Source organism: Streptomyces sp. NPDC030798 (assembly GCF_055572275.1).
In genome coordinates, this window is record NZ_JBVIDR010000026.1 from 35,806 (window position 1) to 57,897 (window position 22,092).

At 71.0% G+C, this 22,092-nt stretch carries 23 protein-coding genes and 2 riboswitches; of the genes, 7 read left to right on the forward strand and 16 right to left on the reverse strand.

The features are described from left to right. Positions 1 to 11 precede the first annotated feature (11 nt). On the forward strand, positions 12 to 659 hold the full coding sequence (locus ACZ404_RS36230; RefSeq protein ID WP_468447542.1) for an N-acetylmuramoyl-L-alanine amidase: 648 nt from the start codon (positions 12 to 14) through the stop codon (positions 657 to 659). 64 nt (positions 660 to 723) lie between these two features. Here ACZ404_RS36230 and ACZ404_RS36235 read toward each other — a convergent pair whose 3' ends face one another. The 3 genes from ACZ404_RS36235 to ACZ404_RS36245 all read right to left on the reverse strand — a co-directional run bounded on the left by ACZ404_RS36235 (position 724) and on the right by ACZ404_RS36245 (position 2,466). After that, complete coding sequence (locus ACZ404_RS36235) at positions 724 to 1,893, reverse strand: cysteine desulfurase family protein (protein WP_468447544.1); 1,170 nt, start codon at positions 1,891 to 1,893, stop codon at positions 724 to 726. 94 nt (positions 1,894 to 1,987) lie between these two features. Next, positions 1,988 to 2,266: a DUF4190 domain-containing protein gene (locus ACZ404_RS36240; protein WP_468447546.1), complete on the reverse strand. Its 279-nt coding sequence runs from the start codon at positions 2,264 to 2,266 to the stop codon at positions 1,988 to 1,990. Positions 2,267 to 2,298: 32 nt separating this feature from the next. Then, positions 2,299 to 2,466, reverse strand: coding sequence for a hypothetical protein (locus ACZ404_RS36245; RefSeq protein ID WP_468447548.1), 168 nt, complete (start codon positions 2,464 to 2,466; stop codon positions 2,299 to 2,301). Between the two features lie 157 nt (positions 2,467 to 2,623). Between ACZ404_RS36245 and ACZ404_RS36250 the strand changes: the two genes are divergently transcribed. Then, positions 2,624 to 3,250, forward strand: coding sequence for a TetR family transcriptional regulator (locus ACZ404_RS36250; RefSeq protein WP_468447550.1), 627 nt, complete (start codon positions 2,624 to 2,626; stop codon positions 3,248 to 3,250). A gap of 36 nt (positions 3,251 to 3,286) precedes the next feature. Here the strand turns inward: ACZ404_RS36250 and ACZ404_RS36255 are convergent, their stop codons facing one another. Together ACZ404_RS36255 and ACZ404_RS36260 are read right to left on the reverse strand one after the other, a co-directional pair. Continuing rightward, on the reverse strand, positions 3,287 to 3,682 hold the full coding sequence (locus ACZ404_RS36255; protein WP_468447552.1) for a hypothetical protein: 396 nt from the start codon (positions 3,680 to 3,682) through the stop codon (positions 3,287 to 3,289). A gap of 140 nt (positions 3,683 to 3,822) precedes the next feature. Then, positions 3,823 to 4,803 carry a helix-turn-helix transcriptional regulator gene (locus ACZ404_RS36260; protein ID WP_468447554.1) on the reverse strand — a complete coding sequence of 327 codons (981 nt, stop codon included), beginning with the start codon at positions 4,801 to 4,803 and terminating at the stop codon, positions 3,823 to 3,825. A 102-nt stretch (positions 4,804 to 4,905) separates the two neighbouring features. Between ACZ404_RS36260 and ACZ404_RS36265 the strand changes: the two genes are divergently transcribed. Further along, on the forward strand, positions 4,906 to 5,505 hold the full coding sequence (locus ACZ404_RS36265; RefSeq protein ID WP_468447556.1) for a TIGR03086 family metal-binding protein: 600 nt from the start codon (positions 4,906 to 4,908) through the stop codon (positions 5,503 to 5,505). Positions 5,506 to 5,566: 61 nt separating this feature from the next. Here ACZ404_RS36265 and ACZ404_RS36270 read toward each other — a convergent pair whose 3' ends face one another. Further along, positions 5,567 to 6,427 carry a thioesterase family protein gene (locus tag ACZ404_RS36270; protein WP_468447558.1) on the reverse strand — a complete coding sequence of 287 codons (861 nt, stop codon included), beginning with the start codon at positions 6,425 to 6,427 and terminating at the stop codon, positions 5,567 to 5,569. A gap of 186 nt (positions 6,428 to 6,613) precedes the next feature. Between ACZ404_RS36270 and ACZ404_RS36275 the strand changes: the two genes are divergently transcribed. Continuing rightward, on the forward strand, positions 6,614 to 7,870 hold the full coding sequence (locus ACZ404_RS36275) for an alpha/beta hydrolase (protein ID WP_468447560.1): 1,257 nt from the start codon (positions 6,614 to 6,616) through the stop codon (positions 7,868 to 7,870). Here ACZ404_RS36275 and ACZ404_RS36280 read toward each other — a convergent pair. The 10 genes from ACZ404_RS36280 to ACZ404_RS36325 all read right to left on the reverse strand — a co-directional run bounded on the left by ACZ404_RS36280 (position 7,779) and on the right by ACZ404_RS36325 (position 19,207). After that, positions 7,779 to 8,438, reverse strand: a complete 660-nt coding sequence (locus tag ACZ404_RS36280) for a trimeric intracellular cation channel family protein (RefSeq protein ID WP_468447562.1) — start codon at positions 8,436 to 8,438, stop codon at positions 7,779 to 7,781. The genes ACZ404_RS36275 and ACZ404_RS36280 overlap by 92 nt on opposite strands. A 47-nt stretch (positions 8,439 to 8,485) precedes the next feature. After that, positions 8,486 to 9,877 carry a M1 family metallopeptidase gene (locus tag ACZ404_RS36285; RefSeq protein ID WP_468447564.1) on the reverse strand — a complete coding sequence of 464 codons (1,392 nt, stop codon included), beginning with the start codon at positions 9,875 to 9,877 and terminating at the stop codon, positions 8,486 to 8,488. Positions 9,878 to 9,976: 99 nt separating this feature from the next. After that, positions 9,977 to 11,314: an ABC transporter ATP-binding protein gene (locus ACZ404_RS36290; RefSeq protein ID WP_468447566.1), complete on the reverse strand. Its 1,338-nt coding sequence runs from the start codon at positions 11,312 to 11,314 to the stop codon at positions 9,977 to 9,979. Further along, the gene (locus ACZ404_RS36295) at positions 11,311 to 12,405 is read right to left on the reverse strand and encodes an ABC transporter ATP-binding protein (protein ID WP_468447568.1); all 1,095 of its coding nucleotides are present in this window, start codon (positions 12,403 to 12,405) and stop codon (positions 11,311 to 11,313) included. The genes ACZ404_RS36290 and ACZ404_RS36295 overlap by 4 nt, the downstream gene beginning before the upstream one ends. Next, positions 12,402 to 13,409: an ABC transporter permease gene (locus tag ACZ404_RS36300; RefSeq protein WP_468447569.1), complete on the reverse strand. Its 1,008-nt coding sequence runs from the start codon at positions 13,407 to 13,409 to the stop codon at positions 12,402 to 12,404. The genes ACZ404_RS36295 and ACZ404_RS36300 overlap by 4 nt, the downstream gene beginning before the upstream one ends. A 72-nt stretch (positions 13,410 to 13,481) precedes the next feature. Further along, the gene (locus tag ACZ404_RS36305; RefSeq protein ID WP_468447571.1) at positions 13,482 to 15,233 is read right to left on the reverse strand and encodes an ABC transporter substrate-binding protein; all 1,752 of its coding nucleotides are present in this window, start codon (positions 15,231 to 15,233) and stop codon (positions 13,482 to 13,484) included. A gap of 55 nt (positions 15,234 to 15,288) precedes the next feature. Continuing rightward, the gene (locus ACZ404_RS36310) at positions 15,289 to 16,287 is read right to left on the reverse strand and encodes an ABC transporter permease (protein ID WP_468447573.1); all 999 of its coding nucleotides are present in this window, start codon (positions 16,285 to 16,287) and stop codon (positions 15,289 to 15,291) included. Positions 16,288 to 16,639: 352 nt separating this feature from the next. Beyond that, positions 16,640 to 17,425, reverse strand: coding sequence for an enhanced serine sensitivity protein SseB C-terminal domain-containing protein (locus ACZ404_RS36315; RefSeq protein WP_468447587.1), 786 nt, complete (start codon positions 17,423 to 17,425; stop codon positions 16,640 to 16,642). A 215-nt stretch (positions 17,426 to 17,640) separates the two neighbouring features. Beyond that, entirely contained in the window at positions 17,641 to 18,435 is a 795-nt protein-coding gene (locus tag ACZ404_RS36320; protein ID WP_468447575.1) for an enhanced serine sensitivity protein SseB, read from the reverse strand. Positions 18,436 to 18,538: 103 nt separating this feature from the next. Beyond that, positions 18,539 to 19,207: an AAA family ATPase gene (locus ACZ404_RS36325; protein WP_468447577.1), complete on the reverse strand. Its 669-nt coding sequence runs from the start codon at positions 19,205 to 19,207 to the stop codon at positions 18,539 to 18,541. A 179-nt stretch (positions 19,208 to 19,386) separates the two neighbouring features. After that, a riboswitch (glycine riboswitch) is annotated at positions 19,387 to 19,484 on the forward strand. Then, positions 19,485 to 19,597: riboswitch (glycine riboswitch) on the forward strand. A 43-nt stretch (positions 19,598 to 19,640) separates the two neighbouring features. On the opposite strand from ACZ404_RS36325, the gene gcvT reads away from it, so the two are divergent. From gcvT to glyA, 3 genes are all read left to right on the forward strand, one after another. Next, the gene (gcvT, locus tag ACZ404_RS36330; RefSeq protein ID WP_468447579.1) at positions 19,641 to 20,759 is read left to right on the forward strand and encodes a glycine cleavage system aminomethyltransferase GcvT; all 1,119 of its coding nucleotides are present in this window, start codon (positions 19,641 to 19,643) and stop codon (positions 20,757 to 20,759) included. A 118-nt stretch (positions 20,760 to 20,877) separates the two neighbouring features. Next, entirely contained in the window at positions 20,878 to 21,255 is a 378-nt protein-coding gene (gene gcvH / locus ACZ404_RS36335) for a glycine cleavage system protein GcvH (protein WP_468447581.1), read from the forward strand. A 14-nt stretch (positions 21,256 to 21,269) separates the two neighbouring features. Beyond that, positions 21,270 to 22,092 (forward strand): serine hydroxymethyltransferase (gene glyA / locus ACZ404_RS36340; protein WP_468447583.1); only part of this gene is annotated, 823 nt, incomplete at its 3' end.

Here is a 22,092-nt window from a genome sequence, read left to right on the forward strand (position 1 = left end):
GGGGTGGGCATATGAGCGAGGCGGACGCGGACCGCCGGCTGGGGCGGCGGGCCCTGCTCGTGGGCGGTGCCGCGGCGGCCGTGGGGACGGCGGTGCTGGCCCGGGACGAGCTGTCCCGGCTGTGGTGGCGGCTGCCGGACGTGGAGAAGCCGCGGGTGGCGGGCGCGGTCGACTTCCGGGGAGCGCGCTGGGTGGCGGCGTCGGTGGCGAACTACCGGCGGGCCGACCGGCCGGCCGACTATCCGGTGGACCGGGTGGTCGTCCATGTCACCCAGGGCGGTTACGCGAGCGCGGTGAAGGCGTTCCAGGACCCCGCGCACAGGGCGGCCGCGCACTACATCGTGCGCCGGGACGGCCGCATCACCCAGCTGATACGGGAGCTGGACGTGGCCTTCCACGCGGGCAACCGGGAGTACAACGAGCGGAGCGTCGGCATCGAGCACGAGGGGTTCGTGGAGGACGCCTCCTCCTTCACGGCCGCCATGTACGCGTCGTCCGCGCGCCTGACGGCCGCGATATGCGGGCGGTACGGCATCCCGGTCGACCGCGGGCACATCATCGGCCACGTCGAGGTGCCGGGCACGGACCACACCGACCCGGGCCCGCACTGGGACTGGCAGCGGTACCTGGGGCTGGTGCGCCGGGCACGGGCCGCGTAGGGGTCCGGGTGGTACTGCCGGTCTTCGGGTGGTGCTGCTGATGCCCGGTGGCTGAGCGGTCGGGTCAGGTCAGTCCCGCCGCGCGGGCGCGTTCCACCGCCGGTCCGATCGCCTTGGCCACGGCTTCGACGTCCGCCTCGGTGGAGGTGTGGCCGAGGGAGAAGCGCAGGGTGCCTCGGGCCAGGTCGGGGTCGGTGCCGGTGGCGAGCAGGACGTGGCTGGGCTGGGCGACACCGGCGGTGCAGGCGGAGCCGGTGGAGCACTCGATGCCCTGGGCGTCCAGCAGGAGCAGCAGGGAGTCGCCCTCGCAGCCGGGGAACGTGAAGTGGGCGTTGGCCGGGAGGCGGCCACCGGGTGCCGGGTCGCCGCCGAGAATCGCGTCCGGGACGGCGCTGCGCACGGCGTCGACCAACTGGTCGCGCAGGGCGCCGATCTCGCGGGCGAACCACTCCCGCTGCTCGGCGGCGAGGCGGCCGGCCACGGCGAAGGAGGCGATGGCCGGGACGTCGAGGGTGCCGGAGCGGACGTGGCGTTCCTGGCCGCCGCCGTGCAGCACGGGGACGGGGCTGTACTCGCGGCCGAGGAGCAGGGCGCCGATGCCGTACGGGCCGCCGATCTTGTGGCCGGAGACGGTCATCGCGGCAAGGCCGGAGGCGGCGAAGTCGACGGGGACCTGACCGAAGGCCTGGACCGCGTCGGCGTGCAGGGGGATGCCGAACTCCGCTGCGACGTCGGCGAGTTCGCGGACCGGCATGACCGTGCCGATCTCGTTGTTGGCCCACATCACGGTGGCCAGGGCGACGTCGTCGGGGTTGCGGGCGACGGCCTCGCGCAGCGTCTCGGGGTGGACGCGCCCGTGGGAGTCGACGGGGAGGTATTCGACGGTGGCGCCCTCGTGCTCGCCGAGCCAGTGGACCGCGTCGAGGACGGCGTGGTGCTCGACGGGGCTGGCGAGGACGCGGGTGCGGGCCGGGTCGGCGTCGCGGCGGGACCAGAAGAGGCCCTTCACCGCGAGGTTGTCGGCCTCGGTGCCGCCCGAGGTGAGGACGACCTCGCTGGGGCGGGCGCCGAGCGCTTCCGCGAGGGTTTCGCGGGACTCCTCGACCGTCCGGCGGGCCTGGCGGCCGGATGCGTGGAGGGAGGAGGCGTTGCCCGTGATGCTCAGCTGGGCGGTCAGTGCCTCTGCCGCCTCCGGGAGCATCGGGGTTGTCGCGGCGTGGTCGAGGTAAGCCATGGTGAGGCGATTCTACGGCGCCTGCTTCCTCCGCCTCGCTGCGAGTGGGCCCGGCGGATCGGCGCCCCGTCGCCCTCGGGGCTCCTGCCGCCGGTCACAGGCTCCAGGACACGGTGTGGGAGATGTCCATCGCCAGGGCCAGGACCGCGAGGTCGGCGATGCCGAGGGCGAGGCCGAGGTAGGCGCGGGCACGGCGGGTGGTGCCGCGCCAGAGGGACACGGCGGCCAGGACGATGGCGACCGGGCCCAGGAAGATGTTGAGGACGAGCAGGCCGAGCAGGCCGAGGATGAAGGACGCCACGGCCATGCCGTCGGCGTCGCGGGTGCGCGGACGGGTGTCGGTGCGGCCGGTGGCCGGTGCGGTCAGTTGCATGGTGCTCAGCTCCTGGAAGTCGGTGCGGACGGTCAGTTGGCCGAGGTGCGGCGACGGCGGCCGTGGCGCTCGCGGATCGCGAAGACGCCGAGCCAGACGGCGATGCCGGCGGCCATGGCGGCCGTGACGGTCAGCGGCGCGTGGGCGATGGTGCCCAGCACCACGCCGAGCAGCATGAGTGCGGCGACGAGGAACAGCATGGAATCGGATCCCCCCTCCGGGATGCCTTGTGTCGGGCCCCGTGATCGAGCCCGTGTGAAGTTTGGGTGAACAGTTGTAGTAACACTTGTTCACTGACTTCAGTCTAGCGCGCCCCACCGCTTCCCAATTACAGAGAACAGTTGTTAACTGGATGACATGAGTCACACCCTCGGCATCCGGCAGGCCCAGAAGCAGAAGACCCGGCAGGCGTTCCTCGACGCGGCGCTCGCGCTGCTGGAGGAGCAGAGCCTGAGCAGTCTGGGCCTGCGTGAGGTCACCCGGGCCGTCGGGGTCGCCCCCACCGCCTTCTACCGGCACTTCCGCTCCACCGCCGACCTCGGTGTCGCGCTGGTCGACGAGGCGCTGGGCAGCCTGCACCCCATGGTGCGCACGACCGTGTCCACGGCGGGCGACAGCGAGGAACGCATCGCCCGCGCCATCGACCTGATCGCGGATCACGTCGACGCCTGTCCCGCGCACGTCCGTTTCATCGCCCGCGAGCGGCACGGCGGGGTCCAGCCGGTGCGCGAGGCGATCCAGGCCCAACTGGCCCGGTTCGCCGAGGAGGTGAAGGCCGAGCTGGCCAAGGACCCGCAGGCGGAGGGGTGGAACGACGACGACCTGCTGATGCTCGCGCATCTCTACGTCGACCAGATGCTCATCACCGCCTCCCTCTTCCTGGAGGCCCTTGAGTCACCCCAGGGCGAACGGGAGCGCGTCACCCAGCTCGCCACCCGGCAGATGCGGCTCATCAGCATCGGCCGGCGGCACTGGCTGGACTGACCCGCCCCGCCGTCCGGCAGGCGCGCCGTTCTCCGGTCAGCCCTGCTGGGCCTGGCCCCCGCCCTGGCCCCCCGCCCGACCGCCCGGCCCGCCGCACCCGCCCTGACCGCCGCCGGGGCCACCCTGACCGCCCTGCGCGCCCCGGTCCCCGCCGGAAGCCCCGCTCGGCATCCCCGAAGGCGCCCCCGACGGGCGCCCCGTGGGCGTGCCCGTGGGCGTGCCCGTGGGCGTGCCCGTCGGCTTCAGCCCCGACGGTGCCCCGCTCGGGCGGCGGCCCGCGGCACCCGTCGGCATGCCGGACGGGGCCTGGCAGGCCTGCTGACGGGAGGAACCGGTCGGGGAGGAGGACGAGTCGCCCGAGCCGCACGCGGTGAGCAGCAGCGGGGACAGCCCCAGCAGGGCGACGGCGGGGACGAGGCGTGCACGTGTCATGAGAATCAGCTCCGCGAACGATGAGGAAGTCCTGAGGCAGGCACTGAACCAACCGTGCTTGGGCCGTTCCTGGGCACCCGCTGTCCCCGGCCTGTCAGTCGGGTGAAGCACGCCTCAAGTGCCGCCACTCACCAGGGGTTTCACGTCACGCCCGGCTCGGCCTCCTGGTACAGGGCCGTGACAGAGCGGAGCCCGCGCAGCAGTTCCGCGCGTGCCTCGGGCGGGTCCAGGATCTCCACCTGGTCGGAGAACGCGAGGAGTTGGCGCACCGCGCGCAGCACCGGGTACGACAGCCGGGCGGTGACCCACTCGCTCTCGCCGTCGTCCTCGGGAAGCGCGGTGAGCTGGGCGGCGGCCATGCGTTGGAACATGTCGAGACGCTCGCGCCGCACCCGTACCGTGACGTCGATGCCGTCCTTCGGCCGGTCCTCCACCTGGCGGCGCAGCACCTCCCAGACATCGGCCAGTTCGACACCGGGCCGGCGCCGCACGGGATCGTCCAGCAGGCGGGCCGAGCGCACCCGGTCGGCGCGGAACAGGCGGGGCGCGCCGCGCCGGTCGGCGACCAGGTACCAGACGCCGGCCTTGGCGACCAGGCCGTAGGGATCGACGGTGTACGTGCGCGGCTCGCGCTCCCCGCTGTGCCGGTAGCGCAGTCTCAGCCGCCGGTCGGAGAACACCGCGTCCTGCAGCACCTCCAGGTCGACGGACTGCTGCGGGCCGCTCTTCCAGCGGGTGGCGTCGACCAGGACCCGGCGGCTGGTGACCTCGGCGGCGGGCCGGTGCGGTGCGGGCAGGGCGGCCATCACCTTGCGCAGGGCGGAGCCGAGCGCCGCGTCCAGTCCGAGGGCGGCGTGGGCGCCCTGCGCGGCCAGGACGAACAGGGCCCGGGACTCGTCGGCCGTCAGGCCGGTCACGTCCGTGCGGAACCCGGCGAGGAGTTCGATGCCGCCGTGCCGGCCGCGCTCGGCGTACACGGGCACGCCGGAGGCGGACAGCGCCTCGATGTCCCGGTAGATGGTGCGGACCGACACCTCGAGCCGGCCGGCGAGTTCGTGGGCGGGGACGCGGCCCCGGGTCTGCAGGAGCAGCAGGATCGACAGCAGCCGGTCGGACTTCACGGCCCCAGCATCGCGCCGCGTCGGCCGCCCGTGCAAATGTTGACGGATTCTGTCAGGTTATCCGGGGATGCTCGGCGCACCGACTCACGAGAGGTGCACACCATGACCACCACCGGCTTCACCGACCCGCGCCCCCTCTACGCCCGCGCCACCGAGCAGGCGGCCGCTCTGATCAAGACCGTGCGCCCCGAGCAGCTCGCCGGCCCCACCCCCTGTGCCGAGTTCGATGTGCGTGCCCTGCTGAGCCACGTGGTCGGCGGCACCCGGCGGATCGCCGTGGTCGGCGAGGGCGGTGACGGACTCGCGGTGCAGCCCGTCGCCGAGGGCGTCGCGGACGACGGCTGGGCGGCGGCCTACGACGAGGTGCGGGTGCGCGTGCTGAAGGCCTGGGAGAGCGACGAGCGGATGACGTCCACGGTGCGCGTGCCGTGGGGCGAGGTGCCGGGGCACGCGGCGCTGTCCGGGTACGTCATGGAGATCGTGACGCACACCTGGGACCTCGCCGAGGCCGTCGGTCACCCGCACGAACTGGACCCGGAGCTGGCCGAGTTCGCCCTCGCCACCGCCCGCCGGGTGCTGCCCGACTCCCGCCCGCGCGACGCGCAGACCCCGTTCGACAACCGCCGCGAGGCACCCGAAGGAGCGGACGCCTACGGCCGGCTGGCGGCCTGGCTGGGCCGCACCCCGCTCACCCGGGCATGACATCCGCCCCCGAGGGGGCCGGAACACCGCCGGGCCGACCGCCCTACGGGACCCGGGCGCGTCAGCCCAGCCTGACCCGCGCGAGCTGTCGCGACTGGGCGACCAGGCGGTCGGCGCTGTCCCAGACCTCCGCGTCCTCCTCCAGGAAGCCGCCGGCCAGGTTGCGCGTGGTGATGGACACGCGCAGCGGGCCGGGGGCCGGGCGGTGGCGGACGTGCACAGTGAGTTCGACCGTCGGCACCCAGCCCTGGAGGCCGATCTCGAAGGCGGTCGGCGGCAGGGCGTCCACGGCGAGCAGGAGCGAGAGCGGGTCCGCGTCCCGCCCGTCGGCGAGCCCGAACCAGGCCCGCATCTCGCCCTTGCCCGAGGGCGCGCCCAGGGCCCAGCCGAGCGTGGCCGGGTCCAGCTTGAGCATGAGCCGGTCGGTGATGGCCGAGCTGCCCGGGATCGGTGCGGGAGAGTCGTCCGGGCCGAAGCACTGCTCCAGCGGCGGGATCGCGGGCGGCGTGGCCGTCGTACGGACGTCGTCGGGGAGGGTGGTGAGGTCGCCGTAGGAGGCGAGGACGCGGATGCGCTCGACCTCGTTGCCCTCCTCGTCGTACTGGAAGAGCGAGGCCTGGCCGGTGGAGAGGGTGCGGCCGGTGCGGACCGTCTCGGTGCGGACGACCGCCGGACCCGGCTGGGAGGCGGTCAGGTAGTGCGCGGAGATGGTGAAGGGGTCCGGGTGCGGCAGGGTGTCCGCGAGGGCCCGGCCGAGGACGGCCAGCAGATAGCCGCCGTTGACGGCGTTGATGATGGTCCAGCCGGCCGAGAGGTCGATGTCGTAGACACCGGGCCGACGCCGGGTGACCGCCGTGTCGCGGTCGAACTCGCTGTCGCCGGTCACGGACCGGGTGGCGGGAACGGAAGCTGCTTCTGGCATGACTGAACGGTACAACAGGAAATTACTAAGCGGTAGCTTTTCGGATTCCATCGCCGCCGCGACCGACCACCGCAATCCGGACGCCCGCGCGAAACCCTCCCGCCAGCGGGTGAGATCCCGGCAATTTCTCGGTAAGTGTCCGGACACGTCCACAACCCCCGGCCGCCGATTCCCCTCTATGGGGACATGAGCCTCACCGGGACTCCGTTCCTCTACACGACCGTCGTGCTGGCCGTGGTCGCCCTCATACTGCCGCTCGTCCTGTGGTCGCGGATGCGCGGGCCCAAGGCCCTGCGCACCGCCGCCCGGGTGCTGATGCTGCTGTTCGCCCAGGGCACGGCCGTCACGCTGGTCTTCGTGCTGGTCAACAACCAGAACAACCTGTACGACAACTGGGCCGACCTCTTCGGCACCGGCAACCACGTCCAGCAGGCCGCCGACCTCGGCCGGGACGGCACCGGCGGCATCTCGTTGAAGCGCCTGCCCAAGGTGCGCCAGGCCTTCAAGCCGGCCGACGGGCCCGGCATGCGCGCGGCCGGCGGGGTGCGGGTCACCCAGCTCAAGGGCCGGGTCTCCGGCGTGAACGCCGAGGTCTACGTCTGGCTGCCGCCCCAGTACGGCGAACCGGCCTACCGCCACACGAGGTTCCCGGTCGTGGAGCTGCTGCCGGGCTACCCCGGGTCCGCCAAGGCCTGGTTCGGCTCGCTCGAGGCGCACGAGCAGCTGCTGCCGCTGATGCGCAGCGGCCAGGTGGCGCCGTTCATCCTGGTCGCGCCGCGCACCAACCTGCTGGCCGGTGTGGACACCGGCTGCGCCAACATCCCCGGGCAGGTCAACGCCGACAGCTGGCTGAGCATCGACGTGCCGAAGATGGTCATGGACAACTTCCGGGCCCAGCCCGCCCCGCAGGGCTGGGCGGTGGCCGGGTACTCGGCCGGCGCGCACTGCGCGGTCAAGCTGGCCGTGGCCCACCCCGACCGCTACCGCGCCGCGGTGAGCATGTCCGGCTACAACGACCCCATCGGCGAACGCAACTCCCTCGCCGCGCAGAACCCCGCCCTGCGCGCCGAGAACAACCCGTACCTGCTGCTGCGGAAGGCGGCCGTGCCGCCGCGGATCGCGCTGTACGTCTCCGGCGAGTCCGGGGACGGCTACCAGGCGGGCGTGGCGCTGGAGTCGATCGCCAAGGCGCCGACGACCGTGCACGTGGTGTTCCTGCCGCGCAGCGCGGGCGGGCACACCATGGCGCTGTGGCGGCCGCAGGTCACCACGGTGTTCCGCTGGCTGACCCTGCAGATGGGCCAGAACCACGCCCGGGGCGAGGACCGGTCCCTGACCGGAACCGCCGGCACTACTCCTCGGACACCGTCGACCGCCGGTTCCACGCGCGCGGCGCTCGCCAGTGGAAGCGCATCGCGAGCAGGCGCAGGACGAAGGCCGTGACGGCCGCGAGGCCGCTGGCCAGCGGGGTCAGGGCGGCGTAGCGCAGGCACAGCGCGACCATGGTGGCGCCGACGATCGCCGGGACCGCGTACAGGTCGCGGTCCCAGCGCAGCAGCGAGGGGACCTCGTTGGCGAGCACGTCCCTGAGCACGCCACCGCCGACCGCGGTGGCGAGGCCCAGGGTGGCCGACGCGGTCAGGTTCAGGCCGTAGGAGTACGCCTTCGTCGTACCGCTCACGCAGAACAGCCCGAGGCCGGCCGCGTCGAAGACCAGGACCGCCGACTGGATGCGCTCCACGTGCGGGTGCAGGAAGAAGACCACGAGCGTGGCGAGCAGCGGGGTGAGGAAGTACCCCAGGTCCGTGAAGGCGGCCGGGGGTACGGCCCCGATGACCAGGTCGCGGAACAGCCCCCCGCCCAGCGCGGTGACCTCGGCGAGCACGGCCATGCCGAACACGTCGAAGTTCTTCCGGACGGCCAGCAGCGCGCCGGAGATCGCGAACACGAAGATGCCGATGACATCGAGCGTGTGCTGGACGGAGGGACTGAAGAGCTGCAGGACTGGCACCCTGCCATTGTCCCCTGTCAAGGGGTGTGGGCCTTACAAAGCCAGGCTCAGACGGCGGGCTTGCCTGTCGTGAACAGCCAGGTGTGGAAGAGGTCGTCCAGTTGTCGTCCGCTGATCCGCTCGGCGAGGCGGACGAAGTCGGCGGTGTCCGCGTTGCCGTAGCGGTGCAGCCGGGTCCAGGCGGGCAGCAGCCGGAAGAACGCCCGGTCGCCGATCCGTTCGCGCAGCATCTGGAGCGTCATCGCGCCGCGCTGGTAGACGGCGGAGGCGAACATCGTGTCGCGCTGCGGGTCGGCCACCTCGATCTGCCAGAAGGAGGAGTCGGCGGGACGGGAGTCGTAGGCGGCGCGGAAGGAGTCGTGGGCGCTGCGGGTGCCCTGGTGCTCGGCCCACAGCCACTGGGCGTAGGTGGCGAAGCCCTCGTTGAGCCAGATGTCCTTCCACTGCGCCACGCTCACCGAGTCTCCGAACCACTGGTGGGCCAGCTCGTGGACGATGGTCGACTCGTTGCGGACGGCCGAGTAGGCGGGCTTGCTCTGCACCTCCAGGGAGAACCCGGCCTCGGGCATGTCGTCGACGATGGCGCCGGTCTCCTCGAACGGGTACGGCCCGAAGACCTGCGACCAGTAGTCGGTGGCGGCGGCCGTGACGGCGTACACGTCGACGTCGTTGCTGTTCTTCAGCACCGGGTCGATGGCCACGTAGACGGGGATGCCGCCCGGGGTGCGGCCGGTGCGCACGTCGAACCTGCCGATGGTGGCGGTCGCGAGGTAGGTGGCCATGGGCCGGTTCTCGCGCCAGTGCGTGTACGTCGAGCCGCCCCGGTCGTACGTCGAGACGAGCCGGCCGTTGGAGACGCCGGTCAGGCCCCTGGGCGCCTTGATGCGGATGTCGTAGGTGGCCTTGTCCGCGGGGTGGTCGCTGGACGGGAACCAGGTGGAGGCGGCGTTGGGTTCGCAGGCGACGAAGACGCCGTCCGCCGTCTTCATCCAGCCGTACTTGGAGCCGAACACGATGGGCCCCCCGAGCGGTTCGGGTACGCCGCCGTAGGTGACCCGGACGGTGAAGGTGCGGCCCTCGCGCAGGACGTCGCGCGGGGTGACGGTGACCTCGTCGCCGTCGCGGGTGAACCGGGCGCGTCTGCCGTCGACCTCCACCCGGGTGATCTTCAGCTGCTGCAGGTCGAGGTCGAAGGAGGAGAGGGTGCGGGTGGCGCGCGCGGTGAGGGTCGTACGGCCGTCCAGGCGGCCGGTGCCGGGGGCGTAGGCGATGTCCAGGTCGTAGTGGCGGGCGTCGAAGCCGCCGTTGCCGAGCTGCGGGAAGTAGGGGTCGCCGATGCCGGGGGCGCCCGGGGTGGGGGCGAAGGAGGCGCCGAGGACGAGGAAGGAGGCCGCCGCGGTGGTCAGGGCGGCTAAGCGTGCCGAACGGGAGAGTGCCATGGTCGTCCCTTTCGAGCGTGTACCGATCAGTGGTCGGACACGGAGGACTCTGCACGCTCCCGTTCGGGCATGTACATGACTTTACCGAGTTGTCATGTGCTACTTGTCGGTTGACTCCTGAGACGCGGCGGGCGTCCCGGACTCGTTCGGCTCCTCGGACCCGGCCTCGCGAGCCGTCTCCTCGGCCACGGTGGCGGCCTCCGGCTCCATGGCGGGAGCGTCGGCGGCGGCGCCCTCGGCGTCCGTGGGCTCCGGGGCGGGGCTGTCGGCCTTCGGCGCGGCGGCCTTGTCGGTCGACACCTTCGCACCCGGACCCGTCTTCGCGTCGGTGGCCTGCGCCGACTCCTCCAGCACCGCGTCCGGGACCAGCGCGGAGGCCTCCTGCGCCGCCGAGAGCAGCACCGTGTCCTCGGGCGCCTGGTCCGCGAAGTTCTCCGGGTGGTGGCAGGCGACCCGCTGACCCGGCCTCAGCTCCACCAGCTGCGGCTCGGTCGTCGTGCAGATCTGCGTCGCCTTCCAGCACCGGGTGTGGAAGCGGCAGCCGCTCGGCGGCGCGATCGGCGACGGCACGTCACCGCGCAGCAGGATGCGCTCGCTCTTCTGGCCCCGGCGCTTGGGGTCCGGCACCGGCACCGCCGACATCAGCGCCTTGGTGTACGGGTGCATCGGCGCCTCGTAGAGCGAGGTGCGGTCGGAGAGCTCGACGATCTTGCCGAGGTACATCACCGCGATCCGGTCCGAGACGTGCCGGACGACGGACAGATCGTGCGCGATGATCACGTACGTCAGGCCCAGCTCCTGCTGGAGGTCGTCCATGAGGTTGACGACCTGGGCCTGGATCGACACGTCCAGCGCGGAGACTGGCTCGTCGGCGACGACCAGCTTCGGCTTGAGCGCGAGCGCGCGGGCGATGCCGATGCGCTGGCGCTGGCCGCCGGAGAACTCGTGCGGGTAGCGGTTGTAGTGCTCGGGGCTCAGGCCGACCAGCGACAGCAGCCGCTGGACCTCCTTCTTCACCCCGCCCTCGGGCTCCACGCCCTGCAGCCGGAAGGGCGCCGAGACGATCGAGCCGATGGTGTGACGGGGGTTCAGGGAGCCGTACGGGTCCTGGAAGATCATCTGGATGTCGCGGCGCAGCGGACGCATCTGCCCGGTCCGCAGCCGCGTGATGTCCCGGCCCTCGAAGGTGATCCGGCCACCGGTCGGGTCCTGCAGGCGGGTGATGACCCGGCCCATGGTCGACTTGCCGCAGCCCGACTCGCCGACCACGCCCAGGGTCTCGCCCTTGCGCACCTCGAAGTCGATGCCGTCGACGGCCTTCACGGCGCCGACCTGGCGCTGCAGGATGCCCTTCTTGATCGGGAAGTGCTTGGTCAGACCCTCGACCCGGAGCAGCACCTCGCCATCGGCGGACTGGTTCTTCGTCGTCTCACTCACAGCTTCGGCGCAATCTCTTCGGTCCAGATCCGCGTACGGTCCTCCGCCGAGAGGTGGCAGGCGGACCAGTGTCCGGTGCTCACCTGCTCCAGCTCGGGACGCACCGTGCGGGTGACGTTCCCCTTGGGGATGTCCGCGTACGGGCAGCGCGGGTGGAAGGCGCAGCCCGAGGGGACGTTGATGAGGCTCGGCGGCTGGCCCTTGACCGGGATGAGCCGTTCGGAGGTCTCGCGGTCGATGCGGGGCATCGAGCCGAGCAGGCCCCAGGTGTAGGGGTGCTGCGGCTGCTCGAAGACCTCCGCGGCCGGGCCGCGCTCCACGCACCGGCCGCCGTACATCACCAGGACGTCGTCGGCGATCTCGGCGACCACGCCGAGGTCGTGGGTGATCATGATGACCGCGGAGCCGAACTCCTTCTGCAGGTCCCGGATCAGGTCGAGGATCTGCGCCTGGACGGTGACGTCGAGGGCGGTGGTCGGCTCGTCCGCGATGAGCAGCTCGGGGTTGTTCACCAGCGCCATGGCGATCATGGCGCGCTGGCGCATACCGCCGGAGAACTCGTGCGGGTAGTTGTCGACGCGCTTGGCCGGCTCGGGGATGCCGACGCGGTCGAGCATCTCGATGGCCCGCGTGCGGGCGACCTTCCTGCTGACCTTGTGGTGGACCCGGTAGGCCTCGACGATCTGGTCGCCGACCTTGTAGTACGGGTGCATCGCGGACAGCGGGTCCTGGAAGATCATCGCCATCTCGCGGCCGCGGAGCCTGCGCACCTCGTCCGGAGCGGCGGAGACCAGTTCCTGGCCGGCGAGCCAGATCTCGCCGGACATCCGCACGTTCTTGCCGCGGGTGCCCAGCCGGTGCAGGCCCATGATGGCCTGCGAGGTGACCGACTTGCCGGAGCCGGACTCGCCGACGACGGCGAGGGTCCGGCCCTTCTCCAGCTTGAAGCTGAGCCCGTCGACGGACTTGACCACGCCGTCGTCGGTCGGGAAGTGCACCTTGAGGTCGCGGACCTCGAGGAAGGCCTCGGGCGCCTTGCCGGTGGGAGCCGGCTCGCCCACGGCGGCGCCGGTCTTGGACAGTTCGGTCACGAGAGCCTCACCCGCGGGTCGGCGGCGGCGTAGAGGACGTCCACCACAAGATTTGCGATCACGACGAAGAAGGCGGCGAGCAGGGTCACGCCGAGGATCTTGGGCAGGTCGTTGTCGGTGATGCCCTGCACCGCGTACTCGCCGATGCCGTGCAGCGAGAACACGGACTCGGTGATCACCGCGCCGCCGAGGAGCAGGCCGAGGTCCATGCCGAAGACCGTGATGATCGGGGTGAGGGCGGCCCGCAGTCCGTGCCGGACCACGACGCCCCGTTCGGGCAGGCCCTTGGCGCGGGCCGTGCGGATGAAGTCCTCGTTCATCGTCTCCAGCATGCCCGAGCGGGTGAGCCGGGCGTAGATGGCGGAGTACAGCAGCGCGAGCGAACACCATGCCGGGAAGAGCGTGTTGGCCCACTGCGCCGGGTTGTCGGTGAACGGGACGTACGTGCGGCCGAAGATCGGCCACTGGTAGGTGAAGAGCAGGATCGCCAGGCTGCCCGTGAAGAACATGGGGAGCGAGACACCGGCGAGCGCGACGCCCATGAAGGTGCGGTCGAAGAACGAGCGCGGCTTCAGTGCGGAGATCACACCGACCACCACACCCGAGACCAGCCACATCACGGCGGCGCCCACGGCGAGCGAGAGGGTCACCGGAAGGCGGGAGGTGAGCTGCGGCCAGACCGCGACGTGGTCCTTGAAGGAGTAGCCGAAGCAGGGCGCGTCGCAGTGCACCGTGGTGGGGCCGAGGTTGTAGTCGGCGCCGGCCACGATCCCCTTGATGAAGTGCCAGTACTGGACGTAGACAGGCTGGTCCAGGCCGAGGTTGTGCTTGACAGCGGCGATGTCCGCCTTCGACGGGCTCTTGCCGATGTACTGCTGCGCCAGCTGGTCCGCTGTCTGGCCGACGAGCCGTGGCAGCAGGAAGAAGATGGCGAAGGTGACCGCGGAGACGACCAGCAGCAGGAGCACTGCGGCGATCGTCCGGCGGAGGATGTACGAGATCACGGGGACCGGCGCTGGTGCCCGCGGGCCGCGAAGCCCGCGGGCACCAATGCCTTCACCTGCCTTCCGGGGCTGCTACTTCGACGCGACGCCGATGTTGAGGTAGTCGTACTGGCCGCTGAAGGCCGCCGTGGACACCAGGTTGGTGTAGGTCGTCGGGCGGGCCAGCAGGACCTTGAAGTAGGTCAGCGGGACGAGGACGGCGTCATCCATCGTCTGCTTGTCGATCTGCGTGTAGATGCCGTTGCGCGTCGCCGTGTCCTGCGTCGCGATGGCCTTGGAGAGCAGGTCGTTGACCTTCTTGTTGTCGTACTGCGACAGGTTGGTGTTGCCCGACTGGCTGATCGCCTTGCCGTTCAGGATCTGCTGCAGGAAGCCGTAGCCGGAGGGCCAGTCGGCACCCCACTGCATCATGATCAGACCGATGTTCTGCTTCTCGGTGAACTTCGGGACACCCGCGTAGTCGGTGAAGTACTTGCCCGACGGGTACTGCTTGAGGGTGGCGTTGATGCCGACCTTCTTCAGCGAGTTGATGATCGCCGTGGCGGCGTCGATCTCCTGCGGACGGTCCGAACGGGCCGAGATGTTGGTGGAGATCGAGGACTTGCCGCAGGCCTTCAGCTGCTCCTTGGCCTTGGCGACGTCACCCTTGCTGCCCGTGGTCGCGTAGACGTCCGACTTCTCGTAGCCGGGGATGTCCGGCGGCAGCACCGTGGAGGCGATGTCACCGCGGATCGGGCCGCCCTCGGCGGTCTGCACCGAGACCTTGTCGATCGCGTACTGCACGGCCTTGCGGCACTCGACCTTGTCGAACGGCGCGACCTTGGTGTTGACCGCCATGTAGACCAGGCGGCCACCGTAGGTGTTGTCGGTGTTGGACTTCTTGGCGGTGTCGGTGAGGATCTTCGCCTGGGTGGAGGCCTGGACACCGGTGCCGGCCAGGTCGATGGCCTTGCCGGCCATGACGTCCTGGTCGATGGTCTCCGGGTTGACCTTCAGGTTGACGACGATCTTGTCCGGCAGCTGCTTGCGCAGCGGGTCCGTCTTCGGGTCCCAGTTGGGGTTGCGGACGAGGACGGCCTGCTTGCCCTCGTCGTAGCTCTGGAACTTGTACGAGCCCGAGGACACGATGTGCTTGACGTAGTCGACGCCCTTGTCCTTGGACTGGGGCACCGGGGCCGTCTGCGGGGCCGCGACCAGGTAGTCGAACTCCTGGAAGGCCTGCTTCAGGTGGAAGACGATCGTGGTGTCGTCCGGCGTCTGGATGGAGGACAGGCCCTTGGCGCTCTTGTCCTTGTACGGGCCCTTGTACTTGTCGCCGCCGGCCATCAGCTGCTGGAAGTAGTTCGGGCCGAGGGAGAGCACGTCACGCGCGAAGTTGGAGCGCTCGACGGCGTACTTGACGTCCTTCGAGGTGATCGGCGTGCCGTCCTCGTACTTCAGGCCCGAACGCAGCTTGTACGTCCAGGTCTTGCCGCCGTCGCTCGGCACGCCCTTGCCCGCCGCGAGGTCCGGGACGAGGGTGTTGCCCTTGGAGCCGGGACCGGGCTCGAAGGTCATCAGCGGACGGGCGTAGAGCCGGCTGAGGTTGTACATGTACGCGTAGTACGTGTTGCCGGGGTCGAAGGAGTCCGGCACGTCGGACAGCTCGTAGGTGACCGTGCCGCCCTTCTTGTCGGAGGCGTTGACGACGCCCTTGGTCGCGGCGTTGGCCCCGGCGGACTTGGTGCCGTTGTCATTCGTGTTGTCATCGGCCTTGCTGCAGCCTGCAACGAGCAGGCTGGCGGAGCCGATGGCCGCGATCGCGGCCAGCGCTGACCTTCGCATGATGGGCGCTTTCCCCTCCATTGTCGGAAACTTGTTGGGCTCTCGGGTGCAGGCGTCAGCGGCTGCGCGGGTCGAGAGCATCGCGGAGACCGTCACCGAGCAGGTTGAACGCCAGGACGGTCACGAAGATGGCGAGACCGGGCACGATCATGTACTGGGGATCGACCTGGTAGTAGGTGACCGCATCGCGGAGCATGCCGCCCCAGGACGCCTGCGGAGGCTGGATGCCGACGCCGAGGAAGCTCAGGGACGCCTCGAACAGGATGTTGGTCGGGATCAGCAGCGTCGAGTAGACGATGATCGGGCCGACCAGGTTGGGCATCAGCTCGCGGAAGAGGATGTACGGGCCCTTGGCCCCCATGCCGCGCGAGGCGTCCACGAACTCGCGCTCGCGCAGGGCGAGGGTCTGGCCGCGCACGATCCGGCCCAGGTAGGGCCAGTTGAAGAAGCCGATGACGAAGATGAGCACGCTCAGGTGGAGCGGCAGCCCGTTGAGGCCGAACGCACCGCCCTGCAGGGTCGCGGAGATGGCGATCGCGAACAGCAGGAGGGGGAAGGCGAGGAACGTGTCCATCAGACGGCTGATGACGGAGTCGACCCGCCCGCCGTAGTAGCCGGCGACGACACCCATGACCGCGCCGATCACATTGGACAGGATGGTGGCGCCGAAGGCGACCACCAGCGACACCCAGGAGCCCTCGAGGATGCGGGTGGCGATGTCCCGGCCGAACTTGGGGTCCACGCCGAGCGGGTGGTCCGCGCTCATGCCGCCCCAGGCGCCCTTGGGCAGCGAGGTGTCCGGAGTGATCAGGTCCTGGTGGAAGGCGTTCGGGTCGAGACCCAACAGGGCCTGGAGGGGACGCGAGAGGATCGCCAGGACGATCAGCAGGACGACGATGACGCCGCCGGCCACGGCGACCTTGTCCTTCTTGAACCGGGACCACGCGATCTGCCCCAGGGAACGGCCCTCGATCTGCCCCTTACCGGCACCCTCGAGCACAGCTTCCGGCTGTGCCTCGGATGCCGCCCCGGTGGTCTCGATCGGTGCGGTCACAGTGACCCGACCCCTCTCGCCGGTGGTGACCGGCCTGCGCCTGCCGCGGATTGCGGCTTTGTCGACTTGCTCGATCACGAGGTCTCGACCTCGTGTCTGAGTCGCGAGTCTTCAGCTTTGCCGCGATCACCCGCCAGAGCTGGCGGAGAAAGTATGCGTAACCGTGATGCAGTCCAGGGGATTCCGTTATCCGATCCCTGGGTAACGCCCATCGGACACAGGCCAATTGGGACATACAGGATTGTTTTGCCGCATCACCGGACATAGAGGCGCGCGTCTACGCGCGCAGAAGTCCGGTCGGCTGTTTGATTCTGCCATCCCGTCCAAGGGCCGGACCGCGCGGGCCCGTCGGTCAGTAGCCGCCGTGCACCGGCGGATAACCGTATCCGGCGGCCGGTGACTGGGACTGCGGCGGTGCCTGGAGCTGGGGCTGGAGCGGCGCCGCGTGGGCCTCGCGGTCGTAGAACGGGCGGGCGTTGGCCCGCATCCACATCACGACCGGGTCGTAGTCGTCGGTCATCGCGACCGTCGAGACCGGCAGGCCGTCCGGGACCGCGCCGACGGACTGCTGCATCATCGCGCGCACGGAGTCGACCGCGGCCGGCGAGGTGTCGTACACGTCCAGGCCGATGGCGAGGTACGGCGCCCCGAGCGCGGGCTGCACCCAGGCGCGGCGCAGCGAGCGCAGGGCGGGGGTGCGGTGGGCGTTCTGCGCGATGAGGGCGTAGAACTGAGGGATCTCGATGCCGGGTTCGGACAGGCGCAGGGGGCCGGCCGGCTGGCGGTCCAGGCCGGTGGCGATGCGGCGCAGGTCCAGCCAGGGGACGCCGACGCCGCCGCCCGGGGCGTGCGGGTTGAGCCAGAGGCCGTAGTGGTCGGGGTAGAGGGTGCGGGCGACGTCGAGTGCGTCGACCACCTCGTAGGAGCGGTTCCAGCCGCTGGCCGACAGCTCCTGGGCGGAGGTCACGCAGGGGGCGTAGTGGAAGCCCTCGACCTCCATGTTCCCGTACTGGGCGTCCGGGGAGCCGGCCTGGCCGTGCCACAGGAGCATCCAGATCTGGCCGGAGGAGGGGGTGGCGAGGGCGCGCAGCAGTGCCTCGTAGGCGTCGTAGCGGCCGGGGGTCACCTGGCGCAGCATGTGCTCGACGCTGCCGCTTGGGCTCGCGCTCACCTGTCTTACCGCCCCTTCGATTCTTCTTGCCCCGCGTTTGGACACAGCTTATGCGCCCAGTCGCTCGGGGCCTCGTCCTCGTTCGCGGGTGCGGGTCGGGAGTGGCTGGTCGCGCCCCGCGGCGGAGTCGCGCATCGGCACGGCCCCGCGCCCCTTCGGGTCCGGCATCCCCCGGTCGGGTTCTAGGTGCCGTACTGGTAGAAGGGGCGGACGTTCGCCCTGAGCCAGGTGGAGACCGGGTCCTGGGTCACGTCCAGGAGGACCAGGTTCACGGGCCACTTGACCGGGACTTTGCCGAGGGCGCGGCCGAGGGCTTCCAGGGGGCGGGAGCGCAGGTCGCCCTCCCACTGGGAGAGTTCGACGCCGATGAACATGACCGGCTCGGCCGTCTCGATGACGGCGAGGCAGCGGCGGGCGGTGAGGACCACGCCGGTCGCGGAGAACTCGGCGGAGGCGGCGGCGAGGAAGTCGACCGGGTCGTCCTGCCAGTCCGGCTCGAAGAGACGGACCCGGCCGCCGGTGCCGGGGCCGTCCAGCGGGGTGCGCCCGGCGCGGCACAGCTCGGCCACGGCCTCCGGCGGCAGCGGGACGCCGACCACGCCACCGGGGTTGACCGCGATGCCGGCCTGCGGCGGCAGGCCCTGGGCGAACTCCACCGCCGGGGCGATGGTGTACGACATGTGGGAGCCGGTCGCCTGGTGGAGCTGTTCCTCGGAACTGAAGACGGGGACGTAGACCTGGCCTTCGATCTCCAGGGTGGGCAGGTCCAGCGGGCCACTGTGCGGGCCGCCGCCGCTGGGCAGCGGGATCCACAGGAAGCTGCGGCTCAGCACCTCGACGATCCGTCCGCCGGCGGCGGGTACGCCGAGGGAGGCCGAGAGCACCTCCTCCAGTTCGTTGCCCGGCCAGCCGCCGTGCGGGTGGGGGTGTGCCTGTGCCGGGAAGTCCGCGGGAAAGTCCGCCGCCGAGAAGTCCATCTGCCTGCCGCCTGCCGGTACCACTGGATATCGGTCAGAAGGCTAGCGGGTGCCGGTGACAGTCCCTCATCCCTGAGCCCTCGCTCATGAGCCCCGGGGGGGCTCAGCCCGTGAAACCGATGCGGCCCAGGACGTCCGCCGCCGCGCGGTCCAGCAGGACCGCCGAGCCGCAGCCCGCGGGCAGGTTCCCCCGCTCCACCGCGCGCAGCAGGCGGGCCGCCGTGCGGCGGTGGCGGCGGAAGGCGTAGCGGGAGACTCCCCGGCCGCGCTCGCGCTGGCCCTCCCGGGCCGTCTCGGGGGTGACGTCGAGCAGGAGCAGGTGCAGCGTGCCGCCGCGGCGGCGGGCCTCGCGGGCCAGCCAGGCGCGCACCCAGGCCTGGGTGCCGCAGTCGTGCACGACGACTCCCTCGCCCGTCCGCAGGGCGCGGCGCAGTCCGGCGTAGTGGGCGAGGCGGACCAGGGGGCGGTAGAGCGCGTAGGGCAGGAGGCGGGGCACGCGGGCGGCCCAGCGGTCGCGGCTGTCCTGGGAGTCGACGCGGTGGCCGCGCACCGCGCGGTGCATCAGCGTGGACTTGCCGCTGCCCGGCAGACCGGTGATCACCACCAGGTCCCGGGGTCCGAAGAGCAGGGCGTGCGGGCTGTGCCCGGCGCGCTCGCGCAGGTCGCGCACGACCGGGGCGGGGCGGTCCGCGGAACGCTCGCGGGCCGGGGCGGAGGGCTGCTTCGGCACCGCGACGCCGGCGGTGGCGGCACAGGCCGTGGTCCTGTTCACCGTGATCGTCCTCCCCTGTGGGCCTGGTAATCTCCATGCCCATCGCGTGTAAAGAGAAGGTAATGCGCGATGTCCGGTGGTTGCGTGCGCGTCGTGCCACAGGTCGGTTACAGATGCGGGCCCTGACGGCCGGGGGCGTGGCGTGCAATGATGGCCCCGCCAACTGCATACCGGCCGCTTGAATCCGCGCGGGAGAGTCCCTGGCCATGTTCGCCGGGGCGCCGAAGGAGCAAGTCCCTCCCTTGAATCTCTCAGGCCCCGTTACCGCGCGGGCGAGGCACATCTGAAAAGCGGGCCGCTGTGACAGTGGCTCCACCCAAGGTGCAAGCCGTGATCGCCCCCGTGGCGGTCCTGGCGAACCTCTCAGGTTCCGATGACAGATGGGGAGGAACGTTCCTCGCCTGTCATACCTGCCTTGGGAGACGACCGTCCGATGAGCAGCACTGAACTCCGTCATACCGCGCTCGATGCCGTGCATCGCTCGCTCGGTGCGACGATGACCGACTTCGCCGGCTGGGACATGCCCCTGCGCTACGGCTCCGAGCGCGACGAGCACCTCGCGGTGCGGACGCGGGCCGGGCTGTTCGACCTCTCCCACATGGGTGAGATCACCGTGACCGGGCCCGAGGCGGCCGCCCTGCTGAACTACGCCCTGGTCGGCAACATCGCCTCCGTCGGCGTCGGCCGCGCCCGCTACACCATGATCTGCCGGGCGGACGGCGGCATCCTGGACGACCTGATCGTCTACCGGCTCGCCGAGGCCGAGTACATGGTGGTCGCCAACGCCTCCAACGCCCAGGTGGTGCTGGACGCCCTCGTCGAGCGTGCCGCCGGCTTCGACGCCGAGGTGCGCGACGACCGGGACGCGTACGCGCTGATCGCCGTCCAGGGACCGGAGTCCCCCGGCATCCTGAAGTCGCTCACCGACGCCGACCTGGACGGCCTGAAGTACTACGCGGGCCTGCCCGGCACGGTCGCCGGCGTCCCCGCGCTGATCGCCCGCACCGGCTACACCGGCGAGGACGGCTTCGAGCTGTTCGTGAAGCCGGAGCACGCCGTCGAGCTGTGGCAGGCACTGACCAAGGCCGGCGAGGGCGCCGGCCTGGTGCCGTGCGGCCTGTCCTGCCGGGACACGCTGCGCCTGGAGGCGGGCATGCCGCTGTACGGGCACGAGCTGACCACCTCCCTGACGCCCTTCGACGCCGGGCTCGGCCGGGTGGTGAAGTTCGAGAAGGAGGGCGACTTCGTGGGCCGCGAGGCGCTGCGGGAGGCCGCCGCCCGGGCCGAGCAGAACCCGCCGCGCGTCCTCGTCGGCCTGGTCGCCGAGGGCCGCCGCGTGCCGCGCGCCGGGTACTCGGTCGTCGCGGGCGGCGAGGTGATCGGCGAGGTCACCTCCGGCGCCCCCTCCCCCACCCTGGGCAGGCCGATCGCCATGGCGTACGTCGACGCGGCGCACGCGGCGCCGGGCAGCGAGGGCGTCGGCGTGGACATCCGGGGCAGCCACGAGCCGTACCAGGTCGTGGCGCTGCCCTTCTACAAGCGCCAGAAGTGACACCGTCGTAGCCCGGCTCTTCACTGGAAGTGACGTGGGGCACATCCGCGCTGCTCACGTGCGCTTTCAGCAGTCCCCCTTTCACCAGCAGTCACCCGCGTACAGGAGAATTCACGCCATGAGCAACCCCCAGCAGCTGCGCTACAGCAAGGAGCACGAGTGGCTGTCGGTCGCCGAGGACGGCGTCTCGACGGTCGGCATCACCGAGTTCGCGGCCAACGCGCTCGGCGACGTCGTCTACGCCCAGCTCCCCGAGGTCGGCTCCACGGTGTCCGCGGGCGAGAGCTGCGGCGAGCTGGAGTCGACCAAGTCGGTCTCCGACCTGTACTCGCCGGTCACCGGTGAGATCACCGAAGTCAACGAGGACGTCGTCAACGACCCGTCGCTGGTGAACTCCGCCCCCTTCGAGGGCGGCTGGCTGTTCAAGGTGCGCGTCACGGAGGAGCCGGCCGACCTGCTCTCCGCCGACGAGTACGCCGCCCACACCGCCGGCTGAGGAGTCGTAGCCGAATGTCTGTCCTGAACACGTCCCTGCACGAGCTGGACCCGGAGGTCGCCGCGGCGGTCGACGCCGAGCTGAACCGGCAGCAGTCCACGCTGGAGATGATCGCGTCCGAGAACTTCGCGCCGCTCGCGGTGATGGAGGCGCAGGGCTCGGTCCTGACCAACAAGTACGCCGAGGGCTATCCGGGCCGGCGCTACTACGGCGGCTGCGAGCACGTGGACGTCGCCGAGCAGATCGCCATCGACCGGGTCAAGGAGCTGTTCGGCGCCGAGTACGCCAACGTCCAGCCCCACTCCGGTGCCTCCGCCAACCAGGCGGCCCTGTTCGCGCTGGCCCAGCCCGGGGACACCATCCTCGGCCTGGACCTCGCCCACGGCGGCCACCTGACCCACGGCATGCGCCTGAACTTCTCCGGCAAGCAGTTCCAGGTGGTCGCCTACCACGTGGACGCCGAGACCGGTCTGGTCGACATGGCCGAGGTCGAGCGGCTGGCCAAGGAGCACCGCCCGAAGGTGATCATCGCCGGCTGGTCGGCGTACCCCCGGCAGCTGGACTTCGCCGAGTTCCGCCGGATCGCCGACGAGGTCGAGGCGTACCTGTGGGTCGACATGGCCCACTTCGCGGGCCTGGTCGCGGCCGGGCTGCACCCGAACCCCGTCGCGTACGCGGACGTGGTGACCTCCACCACCCACAAGACCCTGGGCGGCCCGCGCGGCGGCATCATCCTCGCCAAGAAGGACTTCGCGAAGAAGCTGAACTCCTCGGTCTTCCCGGGCTTCCAGGGCGGCCCCCTGGAGCACGTGATCGCGGCCAAGGCGGTCTCCTTCA